This is a genomic window from Rhodoblastus sphagnicola (genome assembly GCF_002937075.1).
GTDB lineage: Bacteria > Pseudomonadota > Alphaproteobacteria > Rhizobiales > Beijerinckiaceae > Rhodoblastus > Rhodoblastus sphagnicola.
In genome coordinates, this window is sequence record NZ_NHSJ01000129.1 from 38,118 (window position 1) to 64,151 (window position 26,034).

At 64.1% G+C, this 26,034-nt stretch carries 24 protein-coding genes; 10 read left to right on the forward strand and 14 right to left on the reverse strand.

Annotation, left to right across the window (positions count from 1 at the left end; translation table 11 throughout):
• Positions 1–37: 37 nt before the first annotated feature.
• From hcrC to CCR94_RS21175, 6 genes are all read left to right on the forward strand, one after another.
• On the forward strand, positions 38–553 hold the full coding sequence (hcrC, locus tag CCR94_RS21150; RefSeq protein WP_104510004.1) for a 4-hydroxybenzoyl-CoA reductase subunit gamma: 516 nt from the start codon (positions 38–40) through the stop codon (positions 551–553).
• A complete protein-coding gene (gene hcrA / locus CCR94_RS21155) occupies positions 550–2,868 on the forward strand; it encodes a 4-hydroxybenzoyl-CoA reductase subunit alpha (protein ID WP_244594169.1) in 2,319 nt (772 codons plus the stop codon). Before hcrC ends, hcrA begins: the two co-directional genes overlap by 4 nt.
• The gene (gene hcrB, locus CCR94_RS21160) at positions 2,865–3,863 is read left to right on the forward strand and encodes a 4-hydroxybenzoyl-CoA reductase subunit beta (protein WP_104510006.1); all 999 of its coding nucleotides are present in this window, start codon (positions 2,865–2,867) and stop codon (positions 3,861–3,863) included. Before hcrA ends, hcrB begins: the two co-directional genes overlap by 4 nt.
• On the forward strand, positions 3,856–4,377 hold the full coding sequence (locus tag CCR94_RS21165; protein ID WP_158254861.1) for a MarR family winged helix-turn-helix transcriptional regulator: 522 nt from the start codon (positions 3,856–3,858) through the stop codon (positions 4,375–4,377). The genes hcrB and CCR94_RS21165 overlap by 8 nt, the downstream gene beginning before the upstream one ends.
• Positions 4,378–4,458: 81 nt before the next feature.
• Complete coding sequence (locus CCR94_RS21170) at positions 4,459–5,991, forward strand: benzoate-CoA ligase family protein (protein ID WP_104510012.1); 1,533 nt, start codon at positions 4,459–4,461, stop codon at positions 5,989–5,991.
• 5 nt (positions 5,992–5,996) lie between these two features.
• Complete coding sequence (locus CCR94_RS21175) at positions 5,997–6,755, forward strand: SDR family oxidoreductase (RefSeq protein WP_104510015.1); 759 nt, start codon at positions 5,997–5,999, stop codon at positions 6,753–6,755.
• A gap of 183 nt (positions 6,756–6,938) precedes the next feature.
• Here CCR94_RS21175 and pcaF read toward each other — a convergent pair whose 3' ends face one another.
• The 5 genes from pcaF to CCR94_RS21200 all read right to left on the reverse strand — a co-directional run bounded on the left by pcaF (position 6,939) and on the right by CCR94_RS21200 (position 12,447).
• Positions 6,939–8,141, reverse strand: a complete 1,203-nt coding sequence (gene pcaF, locus CCR94_RS21180) for a 3-oxoadipyl-CoA thiolase (protein WP_104510017.1) — start codon at positions 8,139–8,141, stop codon at positions 6,939–6,941.
• Positions 8,138–10,252 carry a 3-hydroxyacyl-CoA dehydrogenase NAD-binding domain-containing protein gene (locus CCR94_RS21185; protein WP_210302456.1) on the reverse strand — a complete coding sequence of 705 codons (2,115 nt, stop codon included), beginning with the start codon at positions 10,250–10,252 and terminating at the stop codon, positions 8,138–8,140. Before CCR94_RS21185 ends, pcaF begins: the two co-directional genes overlap by 4 nt.
• A 20-nt stretch (positions 10,253–10,272) precedes the next feature.
• The gene (gene had, locus CCR94_RS21190; RefSeq protein WP_104510023.1) at positions 10,273–11,343 is read right to left on the reverse strand and encodes a 6-hydroxycyclohex-1-ene-1-carbonyl-CoA dehydrogenase; all 1,071 of its coding nucleotides are present in this window, start codon (positions 11,341–11,343) and stop codon (positions 10,273–10,275) included.
• Positions 11,344–11,448: 105 nt separating this feature from the next.
• Positions 11,449–11,901, reverse strand: coding sequence for an Rrf2 family transcriptional regulator (locus CCR94_RS21195; protein WP_104510026.1), 453 nt, complete (start codon positions 11,899–11,901; stop codon positions 11,449–11,451).
• A gap of 66 nt (positions 11,902–11,967) precedes the next feature.
• Positions 11,968–12,447 (reverse strand): GNAT family N-acetyltransferase, encoded by a 480-nt coding sequence (locus CCR94_RS21200; RefSeq protein ID WP_104510028.1) that lies wholly within the window; start codon positions 12,445–12,447, stop codon positions 11,968–11,970.
• 463 nt (positions 12,448–12,910) lie between these two features.
• On the opposite strand from CCR94_RS21200, the gene CCR94_RS21205 reads away from it, so the two are divergent.
• Complete coding sequence (locus CCR94_RS21205) at positions 12,911–14,491, forward strand: benzoate-CoA ligase family protein (protein WP_104510030.1); 1,581 nt, start codon at positions 12,911–12,913, stop codon at positions 14,489–14,491.
• A 230-nt stretch (positions 14,492–14,721) separates the two neighbouring features.
• Here CCR94_RS21205 and CCR94_RS21210 read toward each other — a convergent pair whose 3' ends face one another.
• Positions 14,722–15,681: a GNAT family N-acetyltransferase gene (locus tag CCR94_RS21210; protein ID WP_104510032.1), complete on the reverse strand. Its 960-nt coding sequence runs from the start codon at positions 15,679–15,681 to the stop codon at positions 14,722–14,724.
• A gap of 246 nt (positions 15,682–15,927) precedes the next feature.
• Between CCR94_RS21210 and CCR94_RS21215 the strand changes: the two genes are divergently transcribed.
• From CCR94_RS21215 to CCR94_RS21225, 3 genes are read left to right on the forward strand one after another with little or no spacing between them, the layout of a single operon-like run.
• Positions 15,928–16,737 carry an alpha/beta fold hydrolase gene (locus tag CCR94_RS21215; RefSeq protein ID WP_104510034.1) on the forward strand — a complete coding sequence of 270 codons (810 nt, stop codon included), beginning with the start codon at positions 15,928–15,930 and terminating at the stop codon, positions 16,735–16,737.
• A complete protein-coding gene (locus tag CCR94_RS21220) occupies positions 16,734–17,153 on the forward strand; it encodes an acyl-CoA thioesterase (RefSeq protein WP_104510036.1) in 420 nt (139 codons plus the stop codon). The genes CCR94_RS21215 and CCR94_RS21220 overlap by 4 nt, the downstream gene beginning before the upstream one ends.
• A complete protein-coding gene (locus tag CCR94_RS21225) occupies positions 17,150–18,010 on the forward strand; it encodes a helix-turn-helix transcriptional regulator (RefSeq protein ID WP_104510039.1) in 861 nt (286 codons plus the stop codon). Before CCR94_RS21220 ends, CCR94_RS21225 begins: the two co-directional genes overlap by 4 nt.
• 1 nt (position 18,011) lies before the next feature.
• On the opposite strand, the gene CCR94_RS21230 is transcribed toward CCR94_RS21225, so the two are convergent.
• The 8 genes from CCR94_RS21230 to oah all read right to left on the reverse strand — a co-directional run bounded on the left by CCR94_RS21230 (position 18,012) and on the right by oah (position 25,803).
• Complete coding sequence (locus CCR94_RS21230) at positions 18,012–18,785, reverse strand: SDR family oxidoreductase (protein WP_244594171.1); 774 nt, start codon at positions 18,783–18,785, stop codon at positions 18,012–18,014.
• 231 nt (positions 18,786–19,016) lie between these two features.
• A complete protein-coding gene (locus CCR94_RS21235) occupies positions 19,017–19,262 on the reverse strand; it encodes a YfhL family 4Fe-4S dicluster ferredoxin (RefSeq protein ID WP_104510044.1) in 246 nt (81 codons plus the stop codon).
• 12 nt (positions 19,263–19,274) lie between these two features.
• Complete coding sequence (gene bcrD, locus CCR94_RS21240; protein ID WP_104510046.1) at positions 19,275–20,114, reverse strand: benzoyl-CoA reductase subunit D; 840 nt, start codon at positions 20,112–20,114, stop codon at positions 19,275–19,277.
• Positions 20,115–20,125: 11 nt separating this feature from the next.
• Positions 20,126–21,439, reverse strand: coding sequence for a benzoyl-CoA reductase subunit A (bcrA, locus tag CCR94_RS21245; protein ID WP_104510049.1), 1,314 nt, complete (start codon positions 21,437–21,439; stop codon positions 20,126–20,128).
• Between the two features lie 9 nt (positions 21,440–21,448).
• Positions 21,449–22,759, reverse strand: coding sequence for a benzoyl-CoA reductase subunit B (bcrB, locus tag CCR94_RS21250; protein ID WP_104510052.1), 1,311 nt, complete (start codon positions 22,757–22,759; stop codon positions 21,449–21,451).
• Positions 22,756–23,940, reverse strand: coding sequence for a benzoyl-CoA reductase subunit C (gene bcrC / locus CCR94_RS21255; RefSeq protein ID WP_104510055.1), 1,185 nt, complete (start codon positions 23,938–23,940; stop codon positions 22,756–22,758). The genes bcrB and bcrC overlap by 4 nt, the downstream gene beginning before the upstream one ends.
• Position 23,941: 1 nt before the next feature.
• On the reverse strand, positions 23,942–24,709 hold the full coding sequence (locus CCR94_RS21260; protein ID WP_104510057.1) for a cyclohexa-1,5-dienecarbonyl-CoA hydratase: 768 nt from the start codon (positions 24,707–24,709) through the stop codon (positions 23,942–23,944).
• Positions 24,706–25,803 carry a 6-oxocyclohex-1-ene-1-carbonyl-CoA hydratase gene (gene oah / locus CCR94_RS21265; protein WP_104510059.1) on the reverse strand — a complete coding sequence of 366 codons (1,098 nt, stop codon included), beginning with the start codon at positions 25,801–25,803 and terminating at the stop codon, positions 24,706–24,708. Before oah ends, CCR94_RS21260 begins: the two co-directional genes overlap by 4 nt.
• Positions 25,804–26,034: the final 231 nt, after the last annotated feature.

The following is a 26,034-nucleotide window of genomic DNA, read 5'->3' on the forward strand; positions in this document are numbered from 1 at the left end:
CGGCGCAGAGGAAGCGCGACCTGGCGCTCGAAGTCTTATGAAATCAATCCTTTCCGTCACCGTCAATGGGCGGCGGCGCGAAGATCTCGTTCCCGACAACATGCTCTTGATCGACTATCTGCGCGAGGTCGTCGGGCTCACCGGGACGAAACAGGGCTGCGATGGCGGCGAGTGCGGCGCCTGCACGGTCCTGGTCGATGACGAGCAGCGGCTGGCCTGTTCGACGCTGGCCTTGCAGGTGCGGGATCGCCGCGTCGAAACCATCGAGGGACAGGCCAAGGATGGCGAACTCAGCCCGCTGCAACGCGCCTTCCACGAAAAGCTCGGGACGCAATGCGGCTTCTGCACGCCGGGCATGATCCTGTCGGCCGAAGCCCTTTTGCGGCGCAATCCGCGTCCCGACCGCGAGGAAATCAAGGTGGCGATTTCCGGCAACCTGTGCCGCTGCACCGGCTACGTCAAAATCATCGAGGCGATCGAGTCCGCGGCGCAAGCCATGCAGGCCGCCGCCGAGGCCAAACAAGCGGCCGAGACCATGGAGGCCGCCCGGTGAGCATCAAGGAGCTTAAAAAGACCCGCATCGGCGGCGTCGGCGTGCCCACCCCTCTCATCGACGGCGTGGACAAAGTCACCGGCAAGGCGCTCTACACGGCGGACCTGCCCGCGCCCGACGCCCTGTGCGGCCGCATTTTGCGCGCATCGCTTCCCCATGCGCGCATCGTGTCCGTGGATGTGTCGCAGGCCCTGGCGCTTGAGGGCGTCATCGCCATCTGCACCGGCGAGGACTGCCGCATTCCCTTCGGCGTGCTGCCGATCGCGGAAAACGAATTTCCGCTGGCGCGCGAAAAGGTGCGCTATCGCGGCGAGCCGGTCGCGGCCGTCGCGGCGATAGACGAGAAAACCGCCGACAAGGCGCTGAAACTGATCCGCGTCGAATACGAAAAGCTGCCGGCCTATTTTGACGCCAAAAAGGCGATGGCCGAGGGCGTCACGGCTGTTCACGCCGACAAGCCCAACAATATTTTGCGCGAGGTCCACGCGGAGTTTGGCGATTCCGAAGCCGGCTTCGCCAGCGCCGATCTGGTGCGCGAAAAGACCTACAAATTCGCCGAGGTCAACCACGCCCACATCGAGCCGAACGCGACGCTCGCGGAATATGAGACGGACGGAGGTCGCCTGGTGATCCACACCACGACGCAGGTGCCGTATTATGTGCTGCGCAACGTGTCCAAATGCCTCGAAATCGAGGAAGCGCACGTCCGCGTCATAAAACCCTTTGTCGGCGGCGGTTTCGGCGCGCGCACGGAATGCCTGCATTTCGAGATCATCGCGGCGCTGCTGGCGCGCAAGGCCAAACGGACCGTGCGCCTGCTGCAAACCCGCGAAGAGACGTTCCTGGCCCATCGCGGCCGGCCGGAAACCTCGATCACGGTCAAACTCGGCATGAAGAAGGACGGCAGGCTCACCGCCTGCCACCTCCAGGCGACCCAGTGCGGCGGCGCCTACGCCAGCTACGGCATCATCACCATTCTCTACACCGGCGCGCTGCTGCACGGCATCTACGACATTCCCGCCATCAAGCACGACGGCTGGCGCGTCTACACCAACACGCCGCCCTGCGGCGCGCAGCGCGGCCACGGCACGGTCGATCCCCGCGCAGCGTTCGAGGCGCTGATGAACGAAATGGCCGACGAACTCGGCCTCGACCCGTTCGCGGTGCGCGAGATCAACCTGCTGCCGCAAGTCCCCTATGTCACCGCCTACGCCCAGCGCGTGATGAGCTACGGCCTGCCGGAATGCCTGGAGAAGGTCAAAAAAGCTTCGGGCTGGGACGAGCGCCGGGGCAAGATGCCCAAGGGGCGCGGCCTTGGCGTGGCCTGCTCGCATTTCGTCTCGGGCACGACGACGCCGAAACACTGGACCGGCGAACCCCATGCGGTGGTCAATCTGCGGCTCGATTTCGATGGCGGCGTCACCGTGCTCACCGGCGCGGCCGACATCGGCCAGGGCTCCAACACCATGGCCGGCCAGATGGTGGCCGAAACCCTCGGCATCGACTGGCGCCGCATCCGCGTGATCTCCGCCGACAGCGCGCTCACGCCCAAGGACAACGGCAGCTATTCCTCGCGCGTCACCTTCATGGTCGGCAACGCCGCCATCGACGCGGCGCAGCAACTCAGGCAAATCCTGATCGAGGCGGCGGCGAAAAAACTCGACGCGCGGCCGGAAGACGTCGAATGCGACGATGAGGTTTTCCGCGTCGTCGGTCAGGATCCCGGCCTCAGCTTCGCCGAAGTCGCCAAGGCCGCCTTGATTGGCGGCGGGGCCATCACGGTGAGCGGCGCCTTCAACAGTCCCAAGGAATTCATGGGCGACAGGGCGATCAAGGGCAGCGCCATCGGCGCCACCATGGGGTTTTGTTACGCCGCGCAGGTGGTCGAGGCCTCGGTGGACGAGGTTACCGGCAAGGTGACCGCCCACAAGGTCTGGGTCGCCGTCGATGTCGGCCGTGCGTTAAATCCGCTGGCGGTCGAAGGGCAGATTCAGGGCGGCGTCTGGATGGGCATGGGGCAAGCGTTGTCGGAGGAAACCCGTTTTGTCGATGGCAAGATGCTGCACGGCAACCTGCTCGACTATCGCGTGCCCACCAGCGTCGAAAGTCCGGACATCGAAGTCCACATCGTCGAAAGCATCGACCCCAACGGCCCCTTCGGCGCCAAGGAGGCGAGCGAGGGCATGCTCGCCGGCTTCCTGCCCGCGCTGATGGACGCAGTCCATGAAGCGGCCGGCGTCTGGCCGCACACGCTGCCGCTGTCGCCCGACCGCATCAGCGACCTTCTCGATGCGCGCGACAGGGTGAAAAAATGAACATCCTTCCCGACTTCCGCCTTCACCGTCCGGCCACGCTCGACGAAGCCGTGCGCCTGAAAACCCAATTCGGAAACCCGGCCTGCGTCGCCGGGGGCACCGATCTCCTGGTCAACCTGCGACGCGGCCTCGCCGAGCCGCGCGACCTGATCGACCTCTCCGGCCTGCGCGACCTCAACGAAATTCAGCGCCAGGGCGACGAACTATGGATCGGCGCGCTGGTGACGCTGGCGCGGCTCACGCGCGACCCCGAGATCACCTCGGCCTATCCCGTCATCGCTGAAGCGGCGGCGAGCGTCGCCGGCCCCACGCATCGCGCCGCCGCGACGCTCGGCGGCAATCTGTGCCAGGACACGCGCTGCGTCTATTTCAACCAGAGCGAATGGTGGCGCACCGGCAACGGGTTCTGTCTCAAACACGACGGCGACAAGTGCCATGTCGTCGCCAAGAGCGACCGCTGCTACGCCACCTATCACGGCGATCTCGCGCCCGTCCTGATCGCGCTCGGCGCCAGCGCCATCGTGGTGCGGGAGGGCGGCATCAGGCGGCTGCCGGTCGAGGATCTGTTCAAGGAGGACGGCGCCCATTACCTGACGCTCGCGCCCGATGAAATCCTTGCCGCCATCGCCCTGCCGCCGCTCGGCGCGCAGCGCGCGGCTTACGTCAAGGCGCGCGTGCGCGACGCCATCGACTTTCCCCTCACCGGCATCGCGGTGGCGCTGACGCGCGAAAACGACGTCATCGCCGCCCTGCGCGTCGCCATCACCGGCATGAATTCCGCGCCGCTCTTGGTCGATGTCAGCAAGCTGATCGGCAAGCCGTGGGGCGACGAAACGGCCACGCTGCTGTCGAACGCCCTGCGCTCGCGCGCGACCGCGCTGGCCACCACGCTCGCCGGCCCGAAATACCGCCGCCGCGCGATGCAGGGCCTGGCGCGCCGGCTGATGGACCAGGCGTGGGCGCAAGAATCGACAAATGAGTCGGCCAATGAATGATCGGAGGATCGTCCGGCTCGCATCAAAGGATCGCGAACCGCGCGACGCCTCCGACTCCGCGCCGGTCTCCTATGGCGTGCTGCCGCAATTGCTGGGGTTTCATCTGCGCCGCAGCCAGACGGCGGTTTTTTCCCATTTCATGGAGTTTGTCAGCCCCGAGGAATCGATCACGCCGGGCCTGTTCGGCATGCTGGAGGTGATCGCCGCCAATGAGGGGCTGGCGCAAAGCGAACTCGCCAAGGCCATGGGCGTGGACCGCTCGACCATTGTGAAGGCGATCGACCAGTTGGAGGCGCGCCGCCTGATCGCGCGCCGGCCATCGAGCGACGACAAACGCCGCCATAGGCTGTGCCTGACCCCGGCCGGCAAGGCGGCGCGCGCCCGCATCCGCGAATTGATTTTGAATCACGAGGCGCTTCTGGTCCGGTCCCGCCTGTCGACCGAGGAAGTGCAAACCCTGATCGGCCTGCTGGAGCGGCTGTGCCAGGGCGCTCAGCCCGCAAGCTTTCCCTAAGAATTTGGGAAGCCCGGACGGCGGCGCGACGCGCCCGCCGTCCAAACAAAAAGGCCAAAAGGCCTGTGCTGGGAGGATGCTATGAACGACCGCGATTACAACGCGGCGGTCGATTTTGTCGATCGCCATATTGCCGAGGGCCGCGCCGAAAAAATCGCCTTCATCGACACCAACCGCAGCCTGACCTACGGCGCCATGGCCGATTCCGTGTCGCGCGTCGGGCCGATGCTGGCCAAGATGGGCGTCGAGCCGGAAAACCGCGTCGCGCTGGTGCTGCTCGACACCGTCGATTTCCCGATCCTGTTCTGGGGCGCCATCCGCGCGGGCGTCGTTCCCGTCCTGCTCAACACGCGGCTGACGGTCGAGCAATACCGCTACCTTCTGGCGGATTCGCGCGCGAAAGCCGTGTTCGTCTCGCCGCAACTCCTGCCGGCGGTCAAGGAGGCGTCGGCCGGTTGCCCGCGTTTGAGAGCCTTGGTCGCCGTGGGCGGCGCGCCTCCGGGCGTTCCCAATTTCGAAACCCTGCTCGCCGCCGAAAAGCGCCCCGCCGAACCCGCCCAGACCAGCGTGGACGAAGTCGCCTACTGGCTGTATTCGTCGGGCACCACCGGCATGCCGAAAGGGGTGATGCACGTCCACGGCGCCCCCCGCGCGGTCGCCAAGGCCGCGGGCGAGAAGCGGGTCGGCTACAGAGAGGAGGATGTGGTGTTCTCGGCCGCGAAAATGTTCTTCTCCTATGGCCTGTCGAATTCCATCGTCTGCACGAACTGGGCGGGATCGACCAGCGTGCTCTATCCGGAGCGCCCGACGCCGACCACCGTGTTCGAAACGCTGAACACCTACCAGCCCAGCATTTTCTTCGGCGTTCCCACGCTCTACGCGGCGATCCTCGCCGACCGAAACTGCACGCGGGAGAACGGCTCGCACGCGCTGCGCCTGTGCTTTTCCGCCGGCGAAGCCTTGCCGGCCCATGTCGGCCAGGCGTGGAAGGAGCGGTTCGGCGTGGACATTGTCAACGGCGTCGGCTCCACCGAAATGGGGCATCTGTTCGTGACCAACATTCCCGGCGCGGTGGAATATGGCACGGCCGGCGTGCCGGTCGAGGGCTACAGCTTAAAACTGGTGGATGAAGCCGGCCAGGAGGTCGGCGCCAACGAACCCGGCGAACTCTGGGTGCGCGGCGAAACCTCGGCCGCCGGCTACTGGAACCAGCGCGCCCGGTCGCGCAACACTTTCATCGGCGAATGGACGCGCACCGGCGACAAATACATGCGCCGGGACGACGGGGTCTATGTCCTGATCGGCCGCACCGACGACATGTTCAAGGTGTCGGGCATCTGGGTGTCGCCCTACGAGGTCGAGGAGGCGCTCGCCAGCCATCCCGCCATTCTGGAAGCCGCCGTCGTTCCCAGCCAGGACCAGGACGATCTGATCAAGCCAAAAGCCTATGTCGTGCTGTCCGAAGGCGTCGCGCTCGACGACGACTTGTTCGACGACCTGAAATCGCATGTCAAGAATGCGGTCGGGCCGTGGAAATACCCGCGCTGGATCGAGGTGGTCCCGGAATTGCCGAAAACGGCGACGGGAAAATTGCAACGCTTTCTGCTACGCTGATCGCCATGGATCTCAGTCTCGCCGGAAAAGTGGTTCTCGTGACGGGCGGCTCGAAAGGCATCGGGCTCGCCTGCGCAAGACTTTTTGTGGAGGAAGGGGCGCGCGTCGCGATCTGCGCGCGCTCCGTCGCGAACGCGCTTCCCGGCGCGTTCGGCGTCGCCGCCGACCTGTCGGATGCCGCGCAGGCGGAGGCGATGATCGACGCCGTCGAAGCGCGCCTCGGCCCCATCGACGTGCTGGTGAATTCCGCCGGCGCGGCCAAGCGCAGCCCGCCGGACGCGCTGACCCCGGATTTCTGGCGCGCGGCGATGGACGCAAAATTCTTCACAACGATCAACGCTGTCGATCCGCTGGTGAAAAGAATGGCGCAACGTGGCCGGGGCGTGATCGTCAACATCATCGGCGTCGGCGGAAAGACGGCGACCTCCACCCATCTGGCGGGCGGCGCGGCCAATGCCGCGCTGATGCTGGCGACGGCGGGCCTTGGCGCGGCCTATGCGGGCAAAGGCGTGCGCGTGGTCGGCGTCAGTCCGGGCCTGACCGACACCACCCGCGTCGCCGAAGGCATGATCGCGGAGGCCCACCTGATGGGAACCGATGTCGCGCAAGCCCTGCTCCAGAACCTCGCGGACATTCCGATGGGCCGTCTGGCGACGCCGGAGGAAATCGCCAATGCCGTGGCGTTCCTGGCGTCGGACAAGGCCAGCTATGTCACCGGCGTCACCCTGGTGATGGACGGCGGCAAAAGCCCGACGGTGGTTTAGAAAGAAAGCCGCTGAAAGATGCGCCAAGCGCCCTCGTCCTTCGAGACGGCCCCTCCGGGGCCTCCTCAGGATGAGGGCGCTTCCATTGATTCCATTGAACCCCTCATGCTGAGGAGCAATGCGCGGCATTGCGTCTCGAAGCACGAGGGGTTCAACGCGCGGCTTTTTCGTCAGCTTGCCAGATCACACTTTCTCCAGAGCCAGCGCGATGCCCTGCCCGACCCCGATGCACATGGTCGCCAGCGCCCGCTTTTCGCCGCGCGCCAAAAGCTCCATCGCCGCCGTCAGGGCGAGCCGGGCGCCGGACATGCCGAGCGGATGGCCGATGGCGATGGCGCCGCCATTCGGATTGACGAATTCCGCGTCATCCGCGATGCCCAGCCCACGCAGGCAGGCCAAGGCCTGCGCGGCGAAAGCCTCGTTCAATTCGATCACGCCGAAATCGCCGATCTTCAGCCCCAGCCGCGCCATCAGTTTTTGCGTCGCCGGGATCGGCCCTAGACCCATCAGGCGCGGCGCGACGCCGGCCGTGGCAAGGCCTGATATCCGCGCCATCGGGTTCAGTCCGTAAAGCGCGACAGCTTCGCCGGAGGCGACGATCAAAGCCGCCGCGCCATCATTGACGCCCGAGGCATTGCCCGCCGTCACCGATCCGCCCTTGCGAAACGGCGTCGGCAAAGCCGCGAGTTTTTCGAGCGTGGTCGCGCGGGGATGTTCGTCCTTTTCGACCAGGGTGATATTGCCCTTGCGATCAGAAATCTCGACCGCGACGATCTCGCGCGCGAGCCGGCCGCTCGCCTGCGCTTTCGCCGCGCGCGCCTGACTGCGGCAGGCGAATGCGTCCTGATCCGCGCGTAAAATGTTGAATTCGGCGGCGACGTTTTCCGCCGTCTCCGGCATGGACTCGATGCCGTATTGCGCCTTGATCAGCGGATTCACAAACCGCCAGCCGATGGTGGTGTCGAAAATTTCCGCCTTGCGTGAAAAGGCTTCCTCCGCCTTGCCGTAGACAAACGGCGCGCGCGACATGGATTCGACCCCGCCCGCCAGCACGACCTCGGCCTCGCCCGCCCGAATGGCGCGCGCCGCCGCGCCGATGGCGTCGAGACCGGAGCCGCACAAACGATTGATGGTCGCGCCGGGAATTTCAGGCGGCAGACCGGCCAGCAGGAGCGCCATGCGCGCGACATTGCGATTGTCCTCGCCGGCCTGATTGGCGCAGCCGGCGTAAAAATCGTCAATGCTTTCCGCCGGCAGACCGGGCGCCCGCGCCAGCACGGCGCGCAAAACATGGGCGAGCATGTCGTCGGGCCGCGCGCACGAAAGCGCCCCGCCATAACGTCCCACCGGCGTGCGCAAGCCCTCGCAGAGATAGGCGTCCTTCATCGCAACGACTCCACCAGCGAGTTTTTGGGCGCGGCCTCGCCGGGCGCGAGTTCGCCAAACGTCCCGCCGGAATCGGCGAGTTGCTGGATCAAGGCCGCCGGTTCGTATGCGGGACCGGCGAACGCGCGCAAAGCCTCGATATCGGCGAGAATGCACTCAAGGCCGATGGCGTCGGCCTCGAACATCGGCCCGCCGCGCCAGGCGGGATAACCGTAGCCGTGGACGAGAACCATATCCACGTCGAGCGCGCGCCCGACGATCCCCTCCGACAGGATTTTGGCGCCTTCGTTGATCATGGCGGCGCGCACCAGACGCTGGATATCCTCGGCCGGACTCGTCTTGCGCGCGAAACCTTTTTCAGCGGAAACTTTTTCCACGAGTTCGCTCACCACCGGATCAATCGTGCGCTTGCCGTCGGGATAGACGTACCAGCCGGCCCCCGTTTTTTGGCCGAACCGCCCGAGATCGCAGAGCCGATCGGCGACGGTCGAGGCATAACGTTCATTCGGATCGCGCGTCGCGGCGAGACGCTTGCGCCGCGCCCAGGCGATATCGAGGCCGGCAAGATCGGACACCGCGAACGGCCCCATGGCGAATCCGTAAGCTTCAAGCGCGCCGTCTACGTCCTGTGGCAGCGCGCCGGCCTCCAGAAACATTTCCGCCACCGGCCGCCACACCGCCAACATGCGATTGCCGACAAAGCCATCGCACACGCCGCAGACCACAGGCAGTTTTTTCAGCCTTTTCGCGACCGCCACGCCGGTCGCAACCGCGTCCGCAGAACTCCGGCCGCCTTCGACAACCTCGACCAACCGCATGACATGGGCTGGCGAGAAGAAATGCAGCCCGATCACATCGGCGGCCCGGCCGCTGAACGCGGCGATCGCGTTGACGTCGAGCGCGGAGGTGTTGGTGGCGAGAACGGCGCCCGGCCTGGCGAGCGCGCCAAGGCGCGAAAAAATGTCCTGCTTCACGGCCATGTCCTCGAAGGCCGCCTCGATAATCAGATCGCAATCCGCCAGCGCGGAAAAATCCGCGCTCACATATGCGCGCGCCCGCTTCTGATCGAACTGCGCCTGCGTGAGCTTGCCCGATTTAAGCGGACGCGCCCAAAGCCCTTCAATTCTCTGAACGCCCGCATCGACCGCCGCCGCGCTGGTCTCGACCACGCGGACGTCATAGCCGCCATCCACAAGCGCGACGGCGATCCCCGCGCCCATCGTCCCGGCGCCGATCACGCCGACCTTTTCCACGGGACGAGGCGCGACGCCTTCGAGCCGCGCCACCCGCGCGACTTCGCGCTCGGCGGCGAAGACGTAGCGCAGCGCCCTGGACTGGTCGCTCCGCATCAGCTCGAAAAAAGTTTTGCGCTCGCGCGCGATGCCCTCGGCGAAGGGAAGCGCTGAGGCCGCCGCAACCAAGCCGGCGGCGACTCCCGGCGCGATCTGCCCCCGCGCCTTTTTGTCCACCTGCGCGCGCGCGGCGGCGAAGGCGACTTGGTCGCAAGCCGGAACCTCCAGTCGCCCGGCGCGACGCAAATCCTTGCCGATCAGTTTTCGCGCCTGCGCGCGCGCGGCCTCAAACACATCGCCGGAAACGACGACATCGACGAGGCCGAGCGACAGGGCTTCTTGCGCCTTGACCTGGCGCCCGCTGGCGACAAGATCGAGCGCGGGCAGCATCCCGACGAGACGCGGCAAACGCTGGGTTCCGCCCGCGCCGGGGACGAGGCCGAGCTTGACTTCGGGCAGCCCGACCAAAGCGTCGGCCGCCATGACCCGCGCATGGCAGGCCAGAGCGGTCTCAAGACCGCCGCCGAGCGCGGTTCCGTGGATCGCCGCGACGAGCGGTTTGCCGCTGTCCTCAATGGCCTGCAACACGTCGGGCAAGTGGGGCAAAAGCGGCGGCTTGCCGAATTCCCGAATATCGCCGCCGGCGATAAAAGTCTTGCCGGCGCAGCCGATGACGCCAGCCTTGACAGCGGGATCGGCGTTGATCTTTTCGACCGCGTCGAGAAGCCCCTGCCGCACCGCCTGCGACGTGGCGTTCACCGGCGGATTGTCGATGATGACGAGCGCAATCTCGTCGTGTCGTCGGATGGAAACGGACAAAGAAAACTCCCTGGCTCCGTTCACGGCACCAGAACGGCGCGGCGTTTCAACTGGTGTGAATGCGCCTCGGCGAAAACGGCGTTGATGTCCGCGAGCGGCCGCCGTTCGACAAAGGCGCCGAGTTCGATCTTGCCGTCGAGCACCAGATCGAGCGCGCCGGGATAAAGCTCCGGAGGACAGCCCCAGTTGCCGATGGCGCGCGCGTCAAACGCCATCAGGTTGGAGAGGCGCACCTCGACACGATCCATGGTGAAGCCGACGATGCAGAGCGTCGCGCCGAAGGTGAGCAGCCCGAAAGCGGTGGTCTGGCCAATGGCGGTCCCCGAGCACTCGAAAATGATCCACTCGGTCAGCGGCAGGTTTTGCGCCTTGCAATAGTCGGAAATCTTCGCCTTCAGGCTTTTCTGGTCGTGATCCCGCGCGTTGAGGGTCAGCGCGGCGCCATACTGGCCGATCAGCGCGAGCTTGGCGTCATCGACGTCGATCGCGATCACGGTCGCGCCGAAGGCCTTGGCGATCTGCGCGGCATAGCCGCCGACGCCGCCGACGCCGACGACGATCGCCACCGACCCCGGCTTGACCTCCGCGCGCACGACAGCCTGATAGGGCGTGGTCACGGCGTCCGCGACCACGCTGACGTCGGCGAGCGTGAGACCCGCCTTGGCGAGCCGCGTCTCATCCACCGGGCACAGGCCGCGCGCGGGTACGACGATATGCGTGCCAAAACCGCCGTGGATATCGTTGCCCGGCATTTTCTGCTTGCGGCAGATGTTGGGGCGGCCGCGCTTGCATTGCTCGCATTCCCCGCAAGGCAGAACGGCGGGAATGATCACGGCGCGGCCGATCCAGGATTCGGCTCCGGCGCCGGCGGCGACGACGCGGCCCGAGATTTCATGGCCCAGCGCCAGCGGCAGCGGCTGGTTGGTGCGCACGCCATCGTAGAGATAGCCGAGATCGGTGTGGCAGACGCCGCAACCGGCGATGGCGACGACAACCTCTCCGGCGTCAGGCGTCGCCAAGAAACCTTCCTGCACCATGGGCGCGCCGACCGCGGTCATCAGCCAGCGACGTGCGGAAATCTGTTCGTTCATCTGCGCTCCCCTTGGTGTTCTTACCTTGGTTTTCTTATTTAATGGCAATCTAGTAATAAAATACCAATTTGCAAGCGCGAAATTCAGCGCGAGCGCAACCGCGCCTCAGCCGCCGCTGGCGGCGCGGCCGACGACAGCCTTCACCTCCGGGTCCCGCTTCTGCTTCTCGTTGATTTTCAGCAAGGTGGTGATCGAAACCGCGCGCAACGACGCCAGGGCGATGTCGTCGATCTCGCGCAAAACCTTGTGCAGCGTGCGCCCCTCGACATGATCGACCGGCGGCGCGGGTTCGGCGTCGGGGCCGACCTCTTCAAACAGCTGGATGATGTCGAGCAGCGTGACGCGCTTGGGATTGCCGCAGAAGCGATAGCCCCCGCCAGCGCCGCGCACGGACTCGACCAGCCGCGCGCGGACCAGGGTTCGCAGCACTTTCGCCAGATGATTGAGCGAGATTTCGTACTTTGACGCGATTTCGGCGGCCGAAATCTGTTGATCGCGATGGGTGGCGAGTTCAAGCACCGCGTAGAGTCCACACATTGTGGCTTTCTGAAGCTTCATCGCCTTCGATCATCCCAAAGCTGGCGCCTGTTTTTTGTGATGACGCCGAATCAAACGGCCAAAACCTTAATCCAGTTCCTTCTCCAACTGAATAAGCGGCCCTGTCATCATCCCCAGGCTGCGAAAGAACGCGAGCACCAGATCATTGTCGCGATCCACCATCGTCCGCACCTTCTCGACGCCGGCGCTGCTAAACCTTTCGCACAGAGCTTCGAACAGCCGCGTCCCCACATTATTGACGCGAATGTCCTGATCGACATTCAGCGCGAACACCCAGCCGCAGCGTTCCGCCCCGAATTCAAACGCCCTGATCTCGCCGGCGATGAACCCGACCAAACGCCCCTGCTGCTCCGCCACGAGAAAAGCGCGGCCCTCGCCGGGCGTCTGCGCGAAATGGGCGAACAACTCCCGCCAGTAGCAGCATTTTGAATGTCCCGTCGCGCGTTCGTCGAGCATGACGATGAATGGAACGTCCTCGAACGCCGCCGAGCGAATTTTTATATCGGCGGCCGGCATCGCCTGCGCCGTCTTGATCGAACTGGTCATTCCCCCTCCCGCCTCGTTGTTGTTGCAGCGTCAGCTTGCTGACTTTCGGCGACAGTCTTGTCTGAAGGCCGGGCGGATGCAAGCGGCGCGTTGGGCTAACGCGAAACCCGACAGGACAATCGGGTGAATTAAGAGAAGGCGCGCGCGGTCGTGTTCCCTTCTCCCCTTGCGGGAGAAGGTGGCCCCGAAGGGGTCGGATGAGGGGTTCAAACGCAAGAACAAAGGCGTTTTTCTCCGGCAGGCGCCCCCTCATCCGGCGCTTCGCGCCACCTTCTCCCGCAAGGGGAGAAGGGGTTCCCGGCCTGACTGCGACCATACTCATTCATCCGATTGCCCTGGGAAACCCGACCTGGATCATTGACAAGTTCAACGGGCGCTCCTTAAAGTTATAGTGGTAAAACTATACCAAAATACATTATTGCGCAAGGACGGCCCCAGACCGCCCCGCAGCGAGGATAAGCCGATGGAGCCGAACGAGATTCAGATCGACCGCGCACAGACCCCCGTGCGTCTTTCCTACGCCGAAAATTTCAATGTCGCGGTTCCCTTCATCGACCGTCATCCAAGGGAAGGTCGGGGGGAAAAGATCGCGATCCATGCCCGCGCGGGCGACGTCACCTATGCCGAACTCGCCGCCAACGTGAACCGCGCCGCCTCCGGGTTCACGGCGCTGGGCCTGAGGCCGGGCGACAGGCTGCTGATGATCATAAAGGATTGTCCCGCCTTTTTTTACACGTTCTGGGGCGCGATCAAGGCCGGTGTCATTCCCGTTCCGCTCAACACGCTGTTGCGCTCCGACACTTACGCCTTCGTCATCGAAAATTCCGCCGCCACCGCTTTTTTCTACTCGCCGGAATTTTCCGCCGAGGTCGAGCGCGCGCTCGAACTCTCCGCGCACAAGCCAAGCCATGTCCTGCCGACGGAGGGCGCGAACAGCCTTGACGCCGTTCTGGCGCAAGCGTCCGACACGTTCGAAGCCGTCCCCTCCACGCCGGACAGCGATTGCTTCTGGCTGTATTCCTCGGGTTCGACCGGCCGACCCAAGGGCGCGGTGCATCGCCAGCGCGACATGGTGGCGACCAGCGTGCTTTATGGCGTTGAAGTCCTCGGCATCCGCGAAGACGACATCTGCTATTCCGAGGCCAAACTGTTTTTCGCCTATGGCATCGGCAACGCGCTCACCTTTCCGCTCTGGGTCGGCGCCACCAGCGTTCTCAACGAGTCAAAACCCGGGCCGGACACCAGCTTCCCGCTGATCGCGCGCCACCGGCCGACGCTCTATTACGGCGTGCCCACGCTCTATGCCGCCTATCTCGCCCTGTTCGACAAACAAAAGCCCGACCTGTCCTCGATCCGCGCCTGCGTCTCGGCCGGCGAGGCGCTGCCGCCGGACATTTATCAACGCTGGAAGGCGGCGACCGGCCTCGACATTCTCGACGGCATCGGCTCCACCGAAGCGTTGCACATTTTCATCAGCAACCGCCACGGCGCGGCGCGACCGGGCTCCAGCGGCCTGCCCGTGCCGGGCTATGGCGCGCGGATCGTCGATGACGCGGGCGACGACATTCTGGGCGCGGGCGAAGGGCGCCTGTTCATCTCCGGCCCCTCGCTGGCGCGCTGCTACTGGAACAATCCCGAAAAAACCGCCGCGACCATGGTGGGAGACTGGTTCGACACCGGCGACACCTATCGCCGCGACGACGAGGGGTTTTACTATTACTGCGGGCGCACAGACGACATGATGAAGGTCGGGGGCATCTGGTGTTCCGCCTTCGACATCGAATCAAAATTGATCGAACATCCGGCCGTGCTGGAGGCGGCGGTCGTCGGCAAGGCCGATGCGGAAAGCCTGATCAAACCGGCGGCCTATGTCGTTCTACAAGCAGGCCGCGAAGGCGATGCCGCCCTGACGGCCGAGCTGATGCAGTTCTGCAAGAGCCGACTGGCGCCCTATCAATATCCGCGCTGGATCCGCTTCGTTCCCGAACTGCCGAAAACCGCGACCGGAAAAATTCAGCGTTTTCGTCTGCGCGCCGAAGCCTGACGAACGAAAGCGCGTTCGACGCCGACGCCGAACGCGCTGCAAAAACGCGCCTCCTGGAGGCTTAGGCAACGAAGCGAAATAGCCGCTTCAATTCCGGCGCCAGATAAGCGCCACGAATCGCCAGCGCGCTTTCCTTCTCCCCTTGCGGGAGAAGGTGTCGCGCGCAAGCGCGACGGATGAGGGGTTCGTCCCTTGCAACGCGGACGATTCACTTATTTTGCCACGTCGCACTAGAGCGCCAGGGTCAAACTCAAGCGTTGCGAAGGCCGAAAGCCCTGGCGCCTCAAAAATCCGAGCAGTTCGAACTCATCCCATTTCACTTCGGTGCGCACGCGCTCGACGCGCAAAACCTGCAAATTGGCGAGCAATTGCTTCATCAAGGCGCTTCCCGTGCGCTTCCCCGCAAAATCCGGGTGAACGCCCAGCGTGTCCATCACCGCTTCCGTCGCGGTTTCGCCGAATTCGCCATAATCCACGCGCGCCATGATGAAGCCGACTTGCACGCCGTCGGATTCGGCGATCATCGACATGCGGACGCCGCTGTCGCGCAACGATTCCCGAACCATGCGCTCGTAATAGCGCGTGCGGTCGCGGCCGGTCACGCGCCGGTCGATCCCGATGATGGTGGCGAGGTCGTCGCGCACGAGGGAGCGCACCGGGATTTCATCGCGCCAGGAGTCATCCCCGTCCCACGCGTCGTCCCCGTCCGGCCTGTCCGTCTCGGCGTCGCGTTCGAGCACGAGTCGGTGGCCGAGCACAAAACCCGCGGCGGCAAAGAAATGCGCCAGCCGCCGATCGGTCCACGGCGCCTGCGTGCGGATTTCGGTCGCGCCCTGCGCGCGGGCGTGGGCCTTTAACTCGTCCAGCAGCGCGCGCGCGCCGCCATGCCCGCGCACGGTTTCGCTGGTGGCGACCGCATCGAGCACGGCGACGGGCGCCGAGCCGCCAAACTCGCCATCGAGAATTTGCGCCAGGACAAAACCTTCGAGCACGCCGTTCTCGATATAGCCGAGCGAAATGAACCCTTGCGCGTCGCGGACGCTGGCTTGCAGGCGGTTCTCAAAAAAGCCCCGCCGCGATTGGCCGATGATGGCGCGATCGATCTGGGTGATCCGATCGAGGTCCGCCGGCGTGAGAACCCGGATGGTTTTGGACCGAGCGTCGGACGGTTTTTCAATGACTTCGCTCATGGGGTCTCCTCGATTTTAACTTGGGAAAATTTGTCTCCCCGCACCCATGCGCGGATCGGTCAACGCTCGTTGCGCAAAGGCCAAGCCAGGCGCCGAGAGTCCAATTGGTATAGTCATACGATATTACCATTATCAGGGACTGCGCAAGCGATTTCGCGCGCCCTCGCCGCAACCGCGCGTCCGAAATATGCAACAAATTGCCGCAATATCGTTGCGAACCGCTGCGTCTCTTGCAATATAACGCATATGCGCCGAATTGACTGGGCCGCGGGTCGCGGAATTTTCGAGAGTGACGGCAAGGGCCTGGAATGGCGGCGCTGGGGGCCGCCGCCCGGCGACGCGCCGACGATTGCGCTGCTGCATGAAGGCCTCGGCTGCGTGGCGCTGTGGCGCGATTTTCCCGCCCGCCTCGCCGAGGCCACCGGCCTTGGCGTGTTCGCTTGGTCCCGCGCCGGCTATGGCCAATCCGACCCGGCGGACCTGCCCCGGCCGCTCGATTATCTCTCGCGCGAAGCCAAAATCCTGCCGCGCGCGCTCGACGCGCTCGGCGCCCGAGAAATCATTCTGTTCGGCCATTCCGACGGCGCCACCATCGCCGCAATCCACGCCGGCGCGCATCACGATCCGCGCCTGCGCGGCCTGATCCTGATGGCGCCGCATTTCTTCACCGAATCCATGGGGCTGGCCGAAATCGCCAAGGCGAAAACCGCCTTCGACACCACCGATCTCAAACACCGGATGGCGCAACATCACAGGGACGCGGAAGCGACGTTTCGCGGCTGGAACGACGCCTGGCTCGCGCCCGGCTTCGCGCGCTGGAACGTGGCGGAGGTTATCGAACACTGGCGCGTCCCGGTTCTCGCGATCCAGGGCCTTCAGGACCAGTACGGCACGCTGGCGCAAATCCGCGAGATCGAGCGCCGGTCGCGCGCGCCCGTCACGCTGGCGCTGATCGACGCCTGCCGCCATGCGCCGCACCTCGAACAGCCCGACAGGACGCTCGCGGCCGTGGCTGACTTCATCGCCGGATTACAACAAGTGGAGATCAATGAATGACGGAATTCGAGCACCAGATTCGCGTGGGCTGGGGCGATTGCGACCCCGCCAGGATCGTCTATACCGGCCGCGTGCCGGCCTTCGCGCTCGAGTCCATCGAAGCCTGGTGGGAGCATCACACCGGCGGCGGCTGGTTCCATATGGAGCTGGACCGCAACATCGGCACGCCCTTTGTCAGCATCGCCATGACCATGCGCTCCCCGATCACGCCGCGCCACCGCCTGATCTGCCGGGTGTGGCCGACCAAGCTCGGCGAGACCTCGATCGGCTTCCACGTCGAAGGCTTTCAGAATGGCGTGCTGTGTTTCGAGGGCGATTTCGTCTGCGTGTTCGTCGCGGTCGATCAGTTCAAGAAGACGCGTCCGCCCGAGGAAATCCGCACCCTCGTCCTGTCAAAGATACGGCCGGCGCGATGACCAAGCCGGACGCGGTCGCCGAACTGATGGCGCGCGTCGGCGAGCGCGTGCGCAAGGCGCGCGAGCGACGCGGCGTGTCCCGTAAAACCCTGTCTGAAATATCCGGCGTGTCGCCGCGCTATCTCGCGCAACTGGAGGCGGGCGACGGCAATATTTCCATCGGCCTGCTCCAGCGCGTGGCGCTGGCGCTCGACCAAAAAATCGACGCGCTGGTGGGAGACGAAGACCCCTGGACCTCGCAGGTTTTGCGGGTCGCCGCCCTGTTTCGCGCCGCGCCAACCGATCTGCGTAAAACCGTGCTGGAGCTCTTGACGACAGTCGAGCGCCCCCGCGCCAAACGCATCTGCCTGATCGGCCTGCGCGGGGCGGGAAAATCGACGCTCGGCCGCATGGCCGGCGCGGCGCTGAAAATCCCCTTTGTCGAACTCAATCGCACAATCGAGGATTTGGCCGGAATTCCCGTGGCGGACGTGATGGCGCTCTATGGCCCCGAGGGTTTTCGCACGCTGGAGGCCCAGGCGCTCCAACGGATCATCGCGCTGCACGACACGGTGATCGTCGCGGTCGCCGGCGGCGTGGTCGGGGAGCCCGAGACGTACAAAAACCTGCTCGCGCATTTTCACAGCGTCTGGATCACGGCGGCGCCCGGCGAATACATGCCCCGCCTGCGCGCCCAGGGCGACCTGCGTCCGATGGCGGGCAATCCCGAGGCGATGCGGCAGTTGGAGGCGATCCTGGCGAGCCGGACGCCGCTTTACCAGCAGGCGCAAGCCACGGTGGACACCACCGGAAAAACGCCGGAAATCTCGCTCGCCGATCTCTTGCAAACCATCGCGCGAGAGAAATTTCTGGACTGAGTCACGGACTCATGAATGTCCCGCCATCGACCGAAAGAATCTGCCCGGTGATGTAGGACGCGGCCTCGCTGAGCAAAAAGCACACGGGCTTGGCCGATTCCTCCGGCGAGGTGAAGCGACCCATCGGAATGCGCGCGAGCATTTTGTCGCGGAACTTCTCGCCGCGGATCACCTCGGTCATTTCGGTCTCGACGAGGCCATAGCAGACCGCGTTGCAGCGGATGCCAAATTTCGCCCATTCCAGCGCCGCACTCATGGTGACGCCGAACAGGCCGGATTTGGCGGCGCTGTAATTGATCTGCCCGATCGTGCCCTTGCGGCCCGTCACCGAGGAAATGTTGACCACCGCCGCCGGCGCCTCGTCGCCCGCTTCATGGCGGGAGATCACCGACCGTCCGAACGCCTGAAGCACGATATAGGGCCCGGTGAGATTCACGGAGATGACGTCCGACCATTGCTGCGCCGTCATCTTTTCCAGCATGGCCGGGCGGGTAATGCCGGCATTGTTGACCAGCCCGTGCAGCGCGCCGAATTTTTCTTTCGCCTCCGCCATCGCCTCCGCGACAAAGGCTTCGTCGGTGACGCTGCCCGCGCGAGTGAGAATGCGCGACGGCTCGAAATTTCTCGACGCCGCGTCCAGCGCATCGGCCTTGACGTCGATCATCACAAGATTGGCGCCAAGTTTTTGGGCGAGGTCGCAGATCGCGAGGCCGATGCCCTGGGCGGCGCCGGTGACGACGATGGTCCGCCCTTCGAGGCTCATGGGATTGATCACAAACATCTCCGTCTCGCGGTTACTGTGCTCGGCAATAGGCCGCTGAAAAAGGCGTGTGTTGATCCCCTCGTGCTTCGAGACGCAAGGCTCCGCCTTGCTCCTCAGCATGAGGGGATCAATGGAATCGAGTAGCCCTCATCCTGAGGAGCGCCTGAAAGGCGCGTCTCGAAGGACGAGGGCGCTGGGCGTCTCCTTCAGCAGCCTGCTCTCCAAGAGTCTCTGACCCGATGCTCAGGAATGCAGCGCGCTGTATTTGGCGAGCAACTCGTCGCGCGTTTCCTCGAAATCCGGGTTCTCCACGATGCAATCGGCCGGGCAGACCGGCTTGCATTGCGGCTCGTCATGCGCGCCGACGCATTCGGTGCAACGCAGCGCGTCAATGATGAAAATCGGATCGCCGGCCTTGATCGCCTCGTTCGGGCAGGCCGACGGGCAAGCGTCGCAGGCGGTGCAATCCTCGTTGATCATCAGGGCCATGGTCTTCTCCCGTCACGCCGCGCGTTTCGCGCCGAGGTTTTTGAGTTTTTCATGCCGGAACGCGCCCCACAGCGCGGCCCCGACGGCGCCGGCGTAGATGGCGTCACTGTGCGAAGCGATGGGAACCGACACCTTCTCGCGCGCCATCGCCTCCTTCATCGCCTCGACCAGGCCATCGTCGAGCGCGAGACCGCCGGTCATCTGGATGACGCCCTCAAGGCCGCCAATCGTCTTCAGCAATTTGGCGAGGCGGTCCGCCATCGAAGAGTGAATGCCTTTAAGGATGTTGGAGGCGGTGATGCCGCGCGACACCATGTTGATGACGTCGGTCTCGGCCAGCACGGCGCAAATGCCCGAGACCTTTTCGGGATTGTCCGCCTGTTTTGACAGCGCGCCGATTTCGTCCTGGGCGATACCGAGATAGCGCGCGATATTTTCCAGAAACTGGCCGGAGCCGGAGGCGCATTGGCTGGTCATCTTGTAGTTCAAGACTTTGCCATGCGCGTCGATGCGAATGGCGCGGCCGTGCAGGGCGCCGCAATCGAGCACGGCGCGGGCCTCCGGCTGGAGATAGATGGCGCCGCGCGCATGCGTGGTCATGGAATAGAAGTGACCGGTGTGGAACGGGATGGATTCGCCATCGCCGGTGGTGGCGCAATAAGCCACGTCCTTGCGCGAAAAACCGGCTTCGCCGAGCAGATCGTCGTAAACGCCGGCGGCGAGCGCGAGCGGATCGCGCTGGCGCAGACGTTCGCAGCGCCACGAAATCAGCTTTTCATCGGCGCCGTCCACGTCGAACAGCGCGACTTTGACGGCGCCGGCGCCGATATCAATTCCAGCGGTGATGGTCATGAAAAGCTCCTTCAGGCGTCAACCGCGCGTCGCGCGAATTCGGCGGCGCCGAGCGCGCCGGTGTAGATGGAATCCGGGTTGATGTTGATGACGACGTCGCCGTAATTCTCCTTGATGAGCTGGCGCAACTCGCGCACGGCGGCATCGTTCTTGGCGACGCCGCCGGTGAAGGTGAACTCGTCGGTGACGCCGCCCGAGCGCGAGATGATCGACATGGCGCGCAGCATGATGGCGCGATGCAGACCGGCCAGAATGTCCTCGCGTTTTTCGCCAAGGGAAAGGCGGTCGCGCAATTCGGCGCCGGCGAACACGGTGCAGGTCGAGTTGATGCGCGCCGGCTTGTTCGATTGCATGGCGAGCGGCCCGAGTTCGTGCAGGCCCATGTTCATTTCGTCGGCGATATAGCCGAGATAGCGCCCGCAACCCGCCGCGCAGCGGTCGTTCATCTGGAAATTCTCGACGATGCCGCTTGCGTCGACCTGAATGCCCTTGGTGTCCTGCCCGCCAATATCCAGCACCGTGCGGGTCTTGGGATACATCATATGCGCGCCGAGGCCGTGGCACAGGATTTCCGAGCGGATGTGTTCCTTCGAGAACGGCAGGGTGACGCGGCCATAGCCGGTGCCGACCAAATAGGTTTCGGCAAGCTCGATGCCAAGGCTGCCCTCAATCGCCGTCGTCAGGCTCGCCGCGTCGCCGGAGAGCGCCTTGGTGTCGCCGAGCACGCGGGCCATGGCGCGGCGGAACTTGTCGTCGAGATCGCCCGACGGCGGGCGGTTCTCGACATCGATGATCGACTTGTCATAGGCGTTGAGCAGCATGTCATGGCCAACGCCCGCCTCTTTCGCAATCGCTTCGGCATGGACATGAAAGCGCGAACCGGCGATATCGCGAAAGAAATCCGACTTGCGCTTGGCGCCCGGCGCGTAAAGCTCGGGCGCCTCCTTGCGCAGGCGCAGGAAAATTTCGCCCAGCGCTTCGCGCAGGCTGTCGCCGACCTTGGCGAAACGCTCCGCCTTCAACTGGTCGATGCAGGTGACTTCGAGATCGGTCAGTTGCTCGAGAAATTGCTCCAGGCGAAAACCGCGTTCGAGCGCGGCCAAAAACTCGTCGAAACGATGCGCCCCGCCGTCGAGATCGGTCAGCGCGCGGCGGAACAGAGTGAAGCGGCCGTCAACGCGCGCCTCCTCGCTGGCCACGCGCGCGGCCGTGGCGTAATTGGAGCGGGAATTGGTGATCCCGCGCCCTAAAACATGCTGGTTTTCGTCGAGCAACACCGCCTTGGTGGTGGTGGAGCCAAGGTCGATTCCAATGAATGTGCGCATATTGGCTCCTTACGCGGCGGCGGATGACGACCGTTTCTGCTCGATCATCTGGAAATAGGATTCGAGACGGTTTTTCACGTTGGCCGCCGAGAAATAGCGGGGGTCCACCAGATCGGTTTCGATGAAGGCGGCGGGTTTTCCCGTGCGCTTCTCCACCTCGCGCATCATCAACAATTGGCCGGCGGAAAAACTGTTGCAGCTCTTGATCGAATTGATCAGCAGCCCGTCCGCCTCATATTCGTTGATATAATTGGCGAGCATGTCCACGCGCATCGGCAGGTTGCGGTTGGTGTAGACATTCAGGCAATATTCCGCGAGCGATTCCAGCGGGTTGTCGGCATCGTGGCGGAAACCATAATCATAGGTGCCGCCGACCTTGGTGTAGCTCGACGCCACCACCACCGCGCCTTCGTCATAGAACATTTTCCAGAACTGGCGGAAGTGCGTGTAGTTCGGCGGCCCCTCGACGACGAGCCGATATTTCTCGCGGGGCATGTCGCCATCGGGCGTCACCGGCCCCTTGCCGAGGCGAATGCGTTCTTCCACTTCCTCGCGTAAAAACTTGTAATATTCGATGGCGTCGTCGGTGCCGCGGAAGGCGCCAAAGATAGGGCCGACATAATAGATGCCGCCGAAATAGGCGTCGATCGGCGACGGCTTGTTTTTGGCGCTTTGCAGCACCCAGAGGTGATCGTCCTCCGCCTTGGCCGAGCGGCGCAGATTTTCGCGCAAGCGGTCAATGTCGAATTTCACGCCGGAGACGCGCTCCAGCGTCGGGATCACGTCCTGCTTGAGTTGCTTGACCATATACTGGATCATCTCGGGCGTGATCTTGCCATCTCCGAGATAGGGCGTGTGCAGCATGACGGTTTCGCACTTGTACTGCTCGCGCAGCAGCTCGAACCATTTCATGAAGGTGAAGCAACCGGTGTAGGACAGCAGCAGCACGTCGGGGTCGGGCATGCGGCGCCCGTTTGGCCCGATATTGCCCTTGGCCATCATGCCGATGTCGGATTTCACATAGGTGCAGACATCCTCGGAATGGCCGATCTTTTCGGATTCCAGCACATAGGGTCCGCTCTGCTTGCGCAGGCCCGATTGAATGGCGTTCACTTCAGGCAGGTTGTTGACCATATCGAAACACATGATCAGTTCGTTGAGATTGCCGGGCACGAAAGTCGCGCACACCTTCTCGCCGCTTTGCGGCGCGTCGGACAGGCGGTCGTAATGGCGCGCCAGCATGTCCTTCTGCTTGGACATCGACGCGTCGCGAATGATTTCCGCCGGGGCGGAATTGGGTCGAATGATCGTCGTGCTCATTGTCCGCTCCACAGTTTGATGGAATCCGCAAAGGTGCCGGCCTGCTCGCGCACCGGCTGCATCTGTCCGGTGTTTTCGGCGTATTTGAAGCCGATATAGGGAATGTTGGCGGCCTTGAGCGCCGCCTGCAGCATGGGGCGATCCAGCAACGCCGGATCGCAAAAGCTGGGCATGGCGAAGATCACGCCCTCGGCGCCATTTTCGCGCACGCTGTCAACGAGATACTTGCCCTTGAGCGCGACGTTCGGCTCGTATTTCGGCGCGATCGACTTGGAATCATTTATGTAGGCGCGCGAAAGATTTTCCAGCGGATCGCCTTGCGTGGCGACCTCGGATTTCTCCCAGCGGTTCACGACGAGAAAATCGTCATCGACGATATAGCAGCCGGCCAGTTCGATGCTCTTGATGAGGTTCAGCGGCGGCTGCTCGCAGAACACGCCGGACAGCACGATGCGGCTGTTGTCCTTCATCGGCCGGTCGGACTGGCGCGCCAGCCGCATGTAGTCGACGAGCATCGCATTGTGCTCCTCGACCGGCAGCAGCAGGCCCGCCCGCATCAGCAGATAGACTTCCGACGCGGGCAGGTTCCACGGCATGTCCGCGCGCAGCTGGTACACTTCGCGCACGAGGCGCCGGTTCTCGTTGAACAGGGCGATGGAGGCGCGGATATCGTCGTCGGCGATCGGCCTGCCGACAATATGTTCGAGAAACTCACGAAGCTCTTTCAGCTCCTGCGCGTAAAACGGAACGCCGATGTCGGGCGAAAAATTCTGCGGCAGGTCGAGATAGCGCGCCGGCGTTTGCGGGAACATCAGCTTCCACATGCCCGACAGGTTGCGGATCACGTCGCAGATTGACGGGAACAACATGCCATCGACAAAGTCGAGCCGGGCCGAGACGCCCAGTTCTATCGTGGAGCGGGGAATGCGGCAGATGTAGCTCTGATAATAGGCGTCGCCGTGGATGACTTCGAGTTGGTCGCCGCCGCCAAGTATGGCGATGGGCAGGCAGCCGGCGGCATGGACGAGTTCGCGCGGCGCGTAATAGGGCAGAAAGCCGATGACCTTTCGTCCGGGCTTGGCCGCCTTCCAGGCGCGCTGAGCTTCGAAGTGCAAGTCGGAGAACAGCGCCTCGCAGCGCTCAATGATGTGCGCCGTCGTCGGCGTCGCCAGATCGAGCATGTTATTGATCCTTCCACCGTGTCTCGCGCTTTTCGATGAAGGCGGTGAGGCCTTCGACCGCATCGTGCGTTTGCATGAGTTCGTTCAGATAAAGCTCTTCCACCGCCGCCAGTTTTGTCGCGACGCGCGCGGAAAAATCGAGACGGGCGGCGCGCGTAGCAAAGCGCAGCGCGTTGGCGCTTTTTCGCGCCAGATGCGCGTCGAAATAGTCCAGCGCCGCCGCTTCGGGATTGTCGCTGAGGCCGTTGATCAGCCCCATGTCGTAAGCCTCGATGCCCGTGATCGAGCGCCCGGACAGCAGCAAATCCTCGGCCGCCGCCCGCGTGATGCGCTCGGTGAGCAGGCAGGAGGCGGCGGGCGCGAAAACCCCGAGCGCAATTTCGGGCTGCCCCAGCCGCGTATCCGGCGCCGCGAACAGCAAATGCGCGGCGCTCGCCAGTTCCAAGCCGCCACCGAGGCATTGCCCGCGCAACGCGACCAGCACCGGAATCGGCGACTTGAGAACGTCGAGGATCAGCGCGTGAAAACCGCCGAGCATGGCGGCGCATTTTTCGGGTAGATGCTCCTCGACGCTGGCGCCGAAACTGAAATGCGGGCCGGAAGCATCGATCAGCACGCCACGCAGCGAGGCATTGGCGCAATGCGTTGCGAAAGCGGCCCTGAGCGCGGCGATCATTTCGGCGTCGAGCACATTGGCCTTGGGGCGGTCGAGACGCAGGCGCAGCAGCTTGCCGTCACGCTCGATCCAGACGGACAGGGAGCCGCTCATGCTTTTGCCTTGGGAATGAGGGCTTCAATCATCGCCTCGGTCCACGGCGCGCCCTTGGCAAGCTGCTGGCGCAGCGCGACGAAATCGATCTCGCGCTCGTTCTTCGGCCCTTCGTTGAAGGCGCGGAATCCCGTGCGCGCCTCGGTCATCATGTTCAGCGCCAGCCACGCCCGGCTGTTCTCCTTATTGCGGTTCCAGGCCTCGATCTTCGGTTTGCGCAACTCCTCAAAACTCTTGGTCAGGCATTCCGGGAAGGTGACCAGCAGCTTTGCACAGAGCGCCTCGACCTTGGCGTCGAGCAGCGCCAAATCCACCGCGCCGCGCGCCAACAGCGCCTTGCCCTTGGCCAGCGCCTCGCCGGTTTTGGCTTCGCCGTGGACGATGCGGCCGTATTCGTCGAGGTAGCGCTCGGTCTCGACCAGCGGATTGGCCACGAACTTGCCGTCCACCTTCAGGCCGGGAACGATGTCGAGGCAGATGCCGAGACGATAGGCCTTGTGCGCCGACCACGGCTCGCACAGCGTGCCCGATTCCATCGCCCGCTCGGCGCCAACCATCAGCGGCAAAAAGTCCGTCGCGCCGCCGATGGCCGCCGAACCGTGCTTGGGACCGGCTTGGCCGAAGCGCGCAAGGTCCTGGGCGATGGTGAAATCGCAGGCCATGCCGATCTCCTGGCCGCCGCCGATCCGCATCCCGTTGACGCGCGCGATCACCGGCTTGTCGCAGCCGAGGATGGCCGAGACCATGTCGTTGAACAGCCGCATGTACTGGCGGTATTCCTGCGGGTTGCCGGCGTAATATTCGGCATATTCCTTGGTGTTGCCGCCGGTGCAGAACGCCTTGTCGCCGACGCCGGTGAAAACGACCGCCACGACGTCGCGGGCGTTGGAGGCCGCACGGAAGGCGCGGATCACACCCTTGACCATGTCGGTGGTGTAGGAATTGAACTGGCTGGGATTATCGAGCCAAATCCACGCGTTATAAAGCCCCTCGGCGATTGCGCCGTCGGGCCTGCGCGCCGGCCGTTTCTCAAAAATCACGCCGGGAACCGCCTCCATCGGCGTGACGTCGTGATCAACCAAGGCTTTCGACATTGACGTCTCCAAAATCAAAAAGACAAACGGCGCGCAGGGGGGCGTAAAAGGCGTGAGGGCCGGCGTGGCGAAGCGCGGTCGCGACGCAAAAGTCGAATTCGCAAGCTGGGACCGGATCGGGGTCGCGAAGTTCAGTCCCGAGGGGCAAGGCGCCGTCGGACGAGGAAAGACACGATCAGCATGGCGGACGCCGGGATGCGTCGTCGCCAAGACTCCTTTCGCGCCCGACTC

Coding starts and splice junctions, on each gene's coding strand:
- hcrC (WP_104510004.1), top strand. CDS start 38: ATGAAATCAATCCTTTCCGTCACCGTCAATGGGCGGCGGCGCGAAGAT.
- hcrB (WP_104510006.1), top strand. CDS start 2,865: ATGAACATCCTTCCCGACTTCCGCCTTCACCGTCCGGCCACGCTCGAC.
- CCR94_RS21165 (WP_158254861.1), top strand. CDS start 3,856: ATGAATGATCGGAGGATCGTCCGGCTCGCATCAAAGGATCGCGAACCG.
- CCR94_RS21170 (WP_104510012.1), top strand. CDS start 4,459: ATGAACGACCGCGATTACAACGCGGCGGTCGATTTTGTCGATCGCCAT.
- CCR94_RS21175 (WP_104510015.1), top strand. CDS start 5,997: ATGGATCTCAGTCTCGCCGGAAAAGTGGTTCTCGTGACGGGCGGCTCG.
- pcaF (WP_104510017.1), bottom strand. CDS start 8,141: ATGAAGGACGCCTATCTCTGCGAGGGCTTGCGCACGCCGGTGGGACGT.
- had (WP_104510023.1), bottom strand. CDS start 11,343: ATGAACGAACAGATTTCCGCACGTCGCTGGCTGATGACCGCGGTCGGC.
- CCR94_RS21195 (WP_104510026.1), bottom strand. CDS start 11,901: ATGAAGCTTCAGAAAGCCACAATGTGTGGACTCTACGCGGTGCTTGAA.
- CCR94_RS21200 (WP_104510028.1), bottom strand. CDS start 12,447: ATGACCAGTTCGATCAAGACGGCGCAGGCGATGCCGGCCGCCGATATA.
- CCR94_RS21205 (WP_104510030.1), top strand. CDS start 12,911: ATGGAGCCGAACGAGATTCAGATCGACCGCGCACAGACCCCCGTGCGT.
- CCR94_RS21210 (WP_104510032.1), bottom strand. CDS start 15,681: ATGAGCGAAGTCATTGAAAAACCGTCCGACGCTCGGTCCAAAACCATC.
- CCR94_RS21215 (WP_104510034.1), top strand. CDS start 15,928: ATGCGCCGAATTGACTGGGCCGCGGGTCGCGGAATTTTCGAGAGTGAC.
- CCR94_RS21220 (WP_104510036.1), top strand. CDS start 16,734: ATGACGGAATTCGAGCACCAGATTCGCGTGGGCTGGGGCGATTGCGAC.
- CCR94_RS21225 (WP_104510039.1), top strand. CDS start 17,150: ATGACCAAGCCGGACGCGGTCGCCGAACTGATGGCGCGCGTCGGCGAG.
- CCR94_RS21235 (WP_104510044.1), bottom strand. CDS start 19,262: ATGGCCCTGATGATCAACGAGGATTGCACCGCCTGCGACGCTTGCCCG.
- bcrD (WP_104510046.1), bottom strand. CDS start 20,114: ATGACCATCACCGCTGGAATTGATATCGGCGCCGGCGCCGTCAAAGTC.
- bcrA (WP_104510049.1), bottom strand. CDS start 21,439: ATGCGCACATTCATTGGAATCGACCTTGGCTCCACCACCACCAAGGCG.
- bcrB (WP_104510052.1), bottom strand. CDS start 22,759: ATGAGCACGACGATCATTCGACCCAATTCCGCCCCGGCGGAAATCATT.
- bcrC (WP_104510055.1), bottom strand. CDS start 23,940: ATGCTCGATCTGGCGACGCCGACGACGGCGCACATCATTGAGCGCTGC.
- CCR94_RS21260 (WP_104510057.1), bottom strand. CDS start 24,709: ATGAGCGGCTCCCTGTCCGTCTGGATCGAGCGTGACGGCAAGCTGCTG.
- oah (WP_104510059.1), bottom strand. CDS start 25,803: ATGTCGAAAGCCTTGGTTGATCACGACGTCACGCCGATGGAGGCGGTT.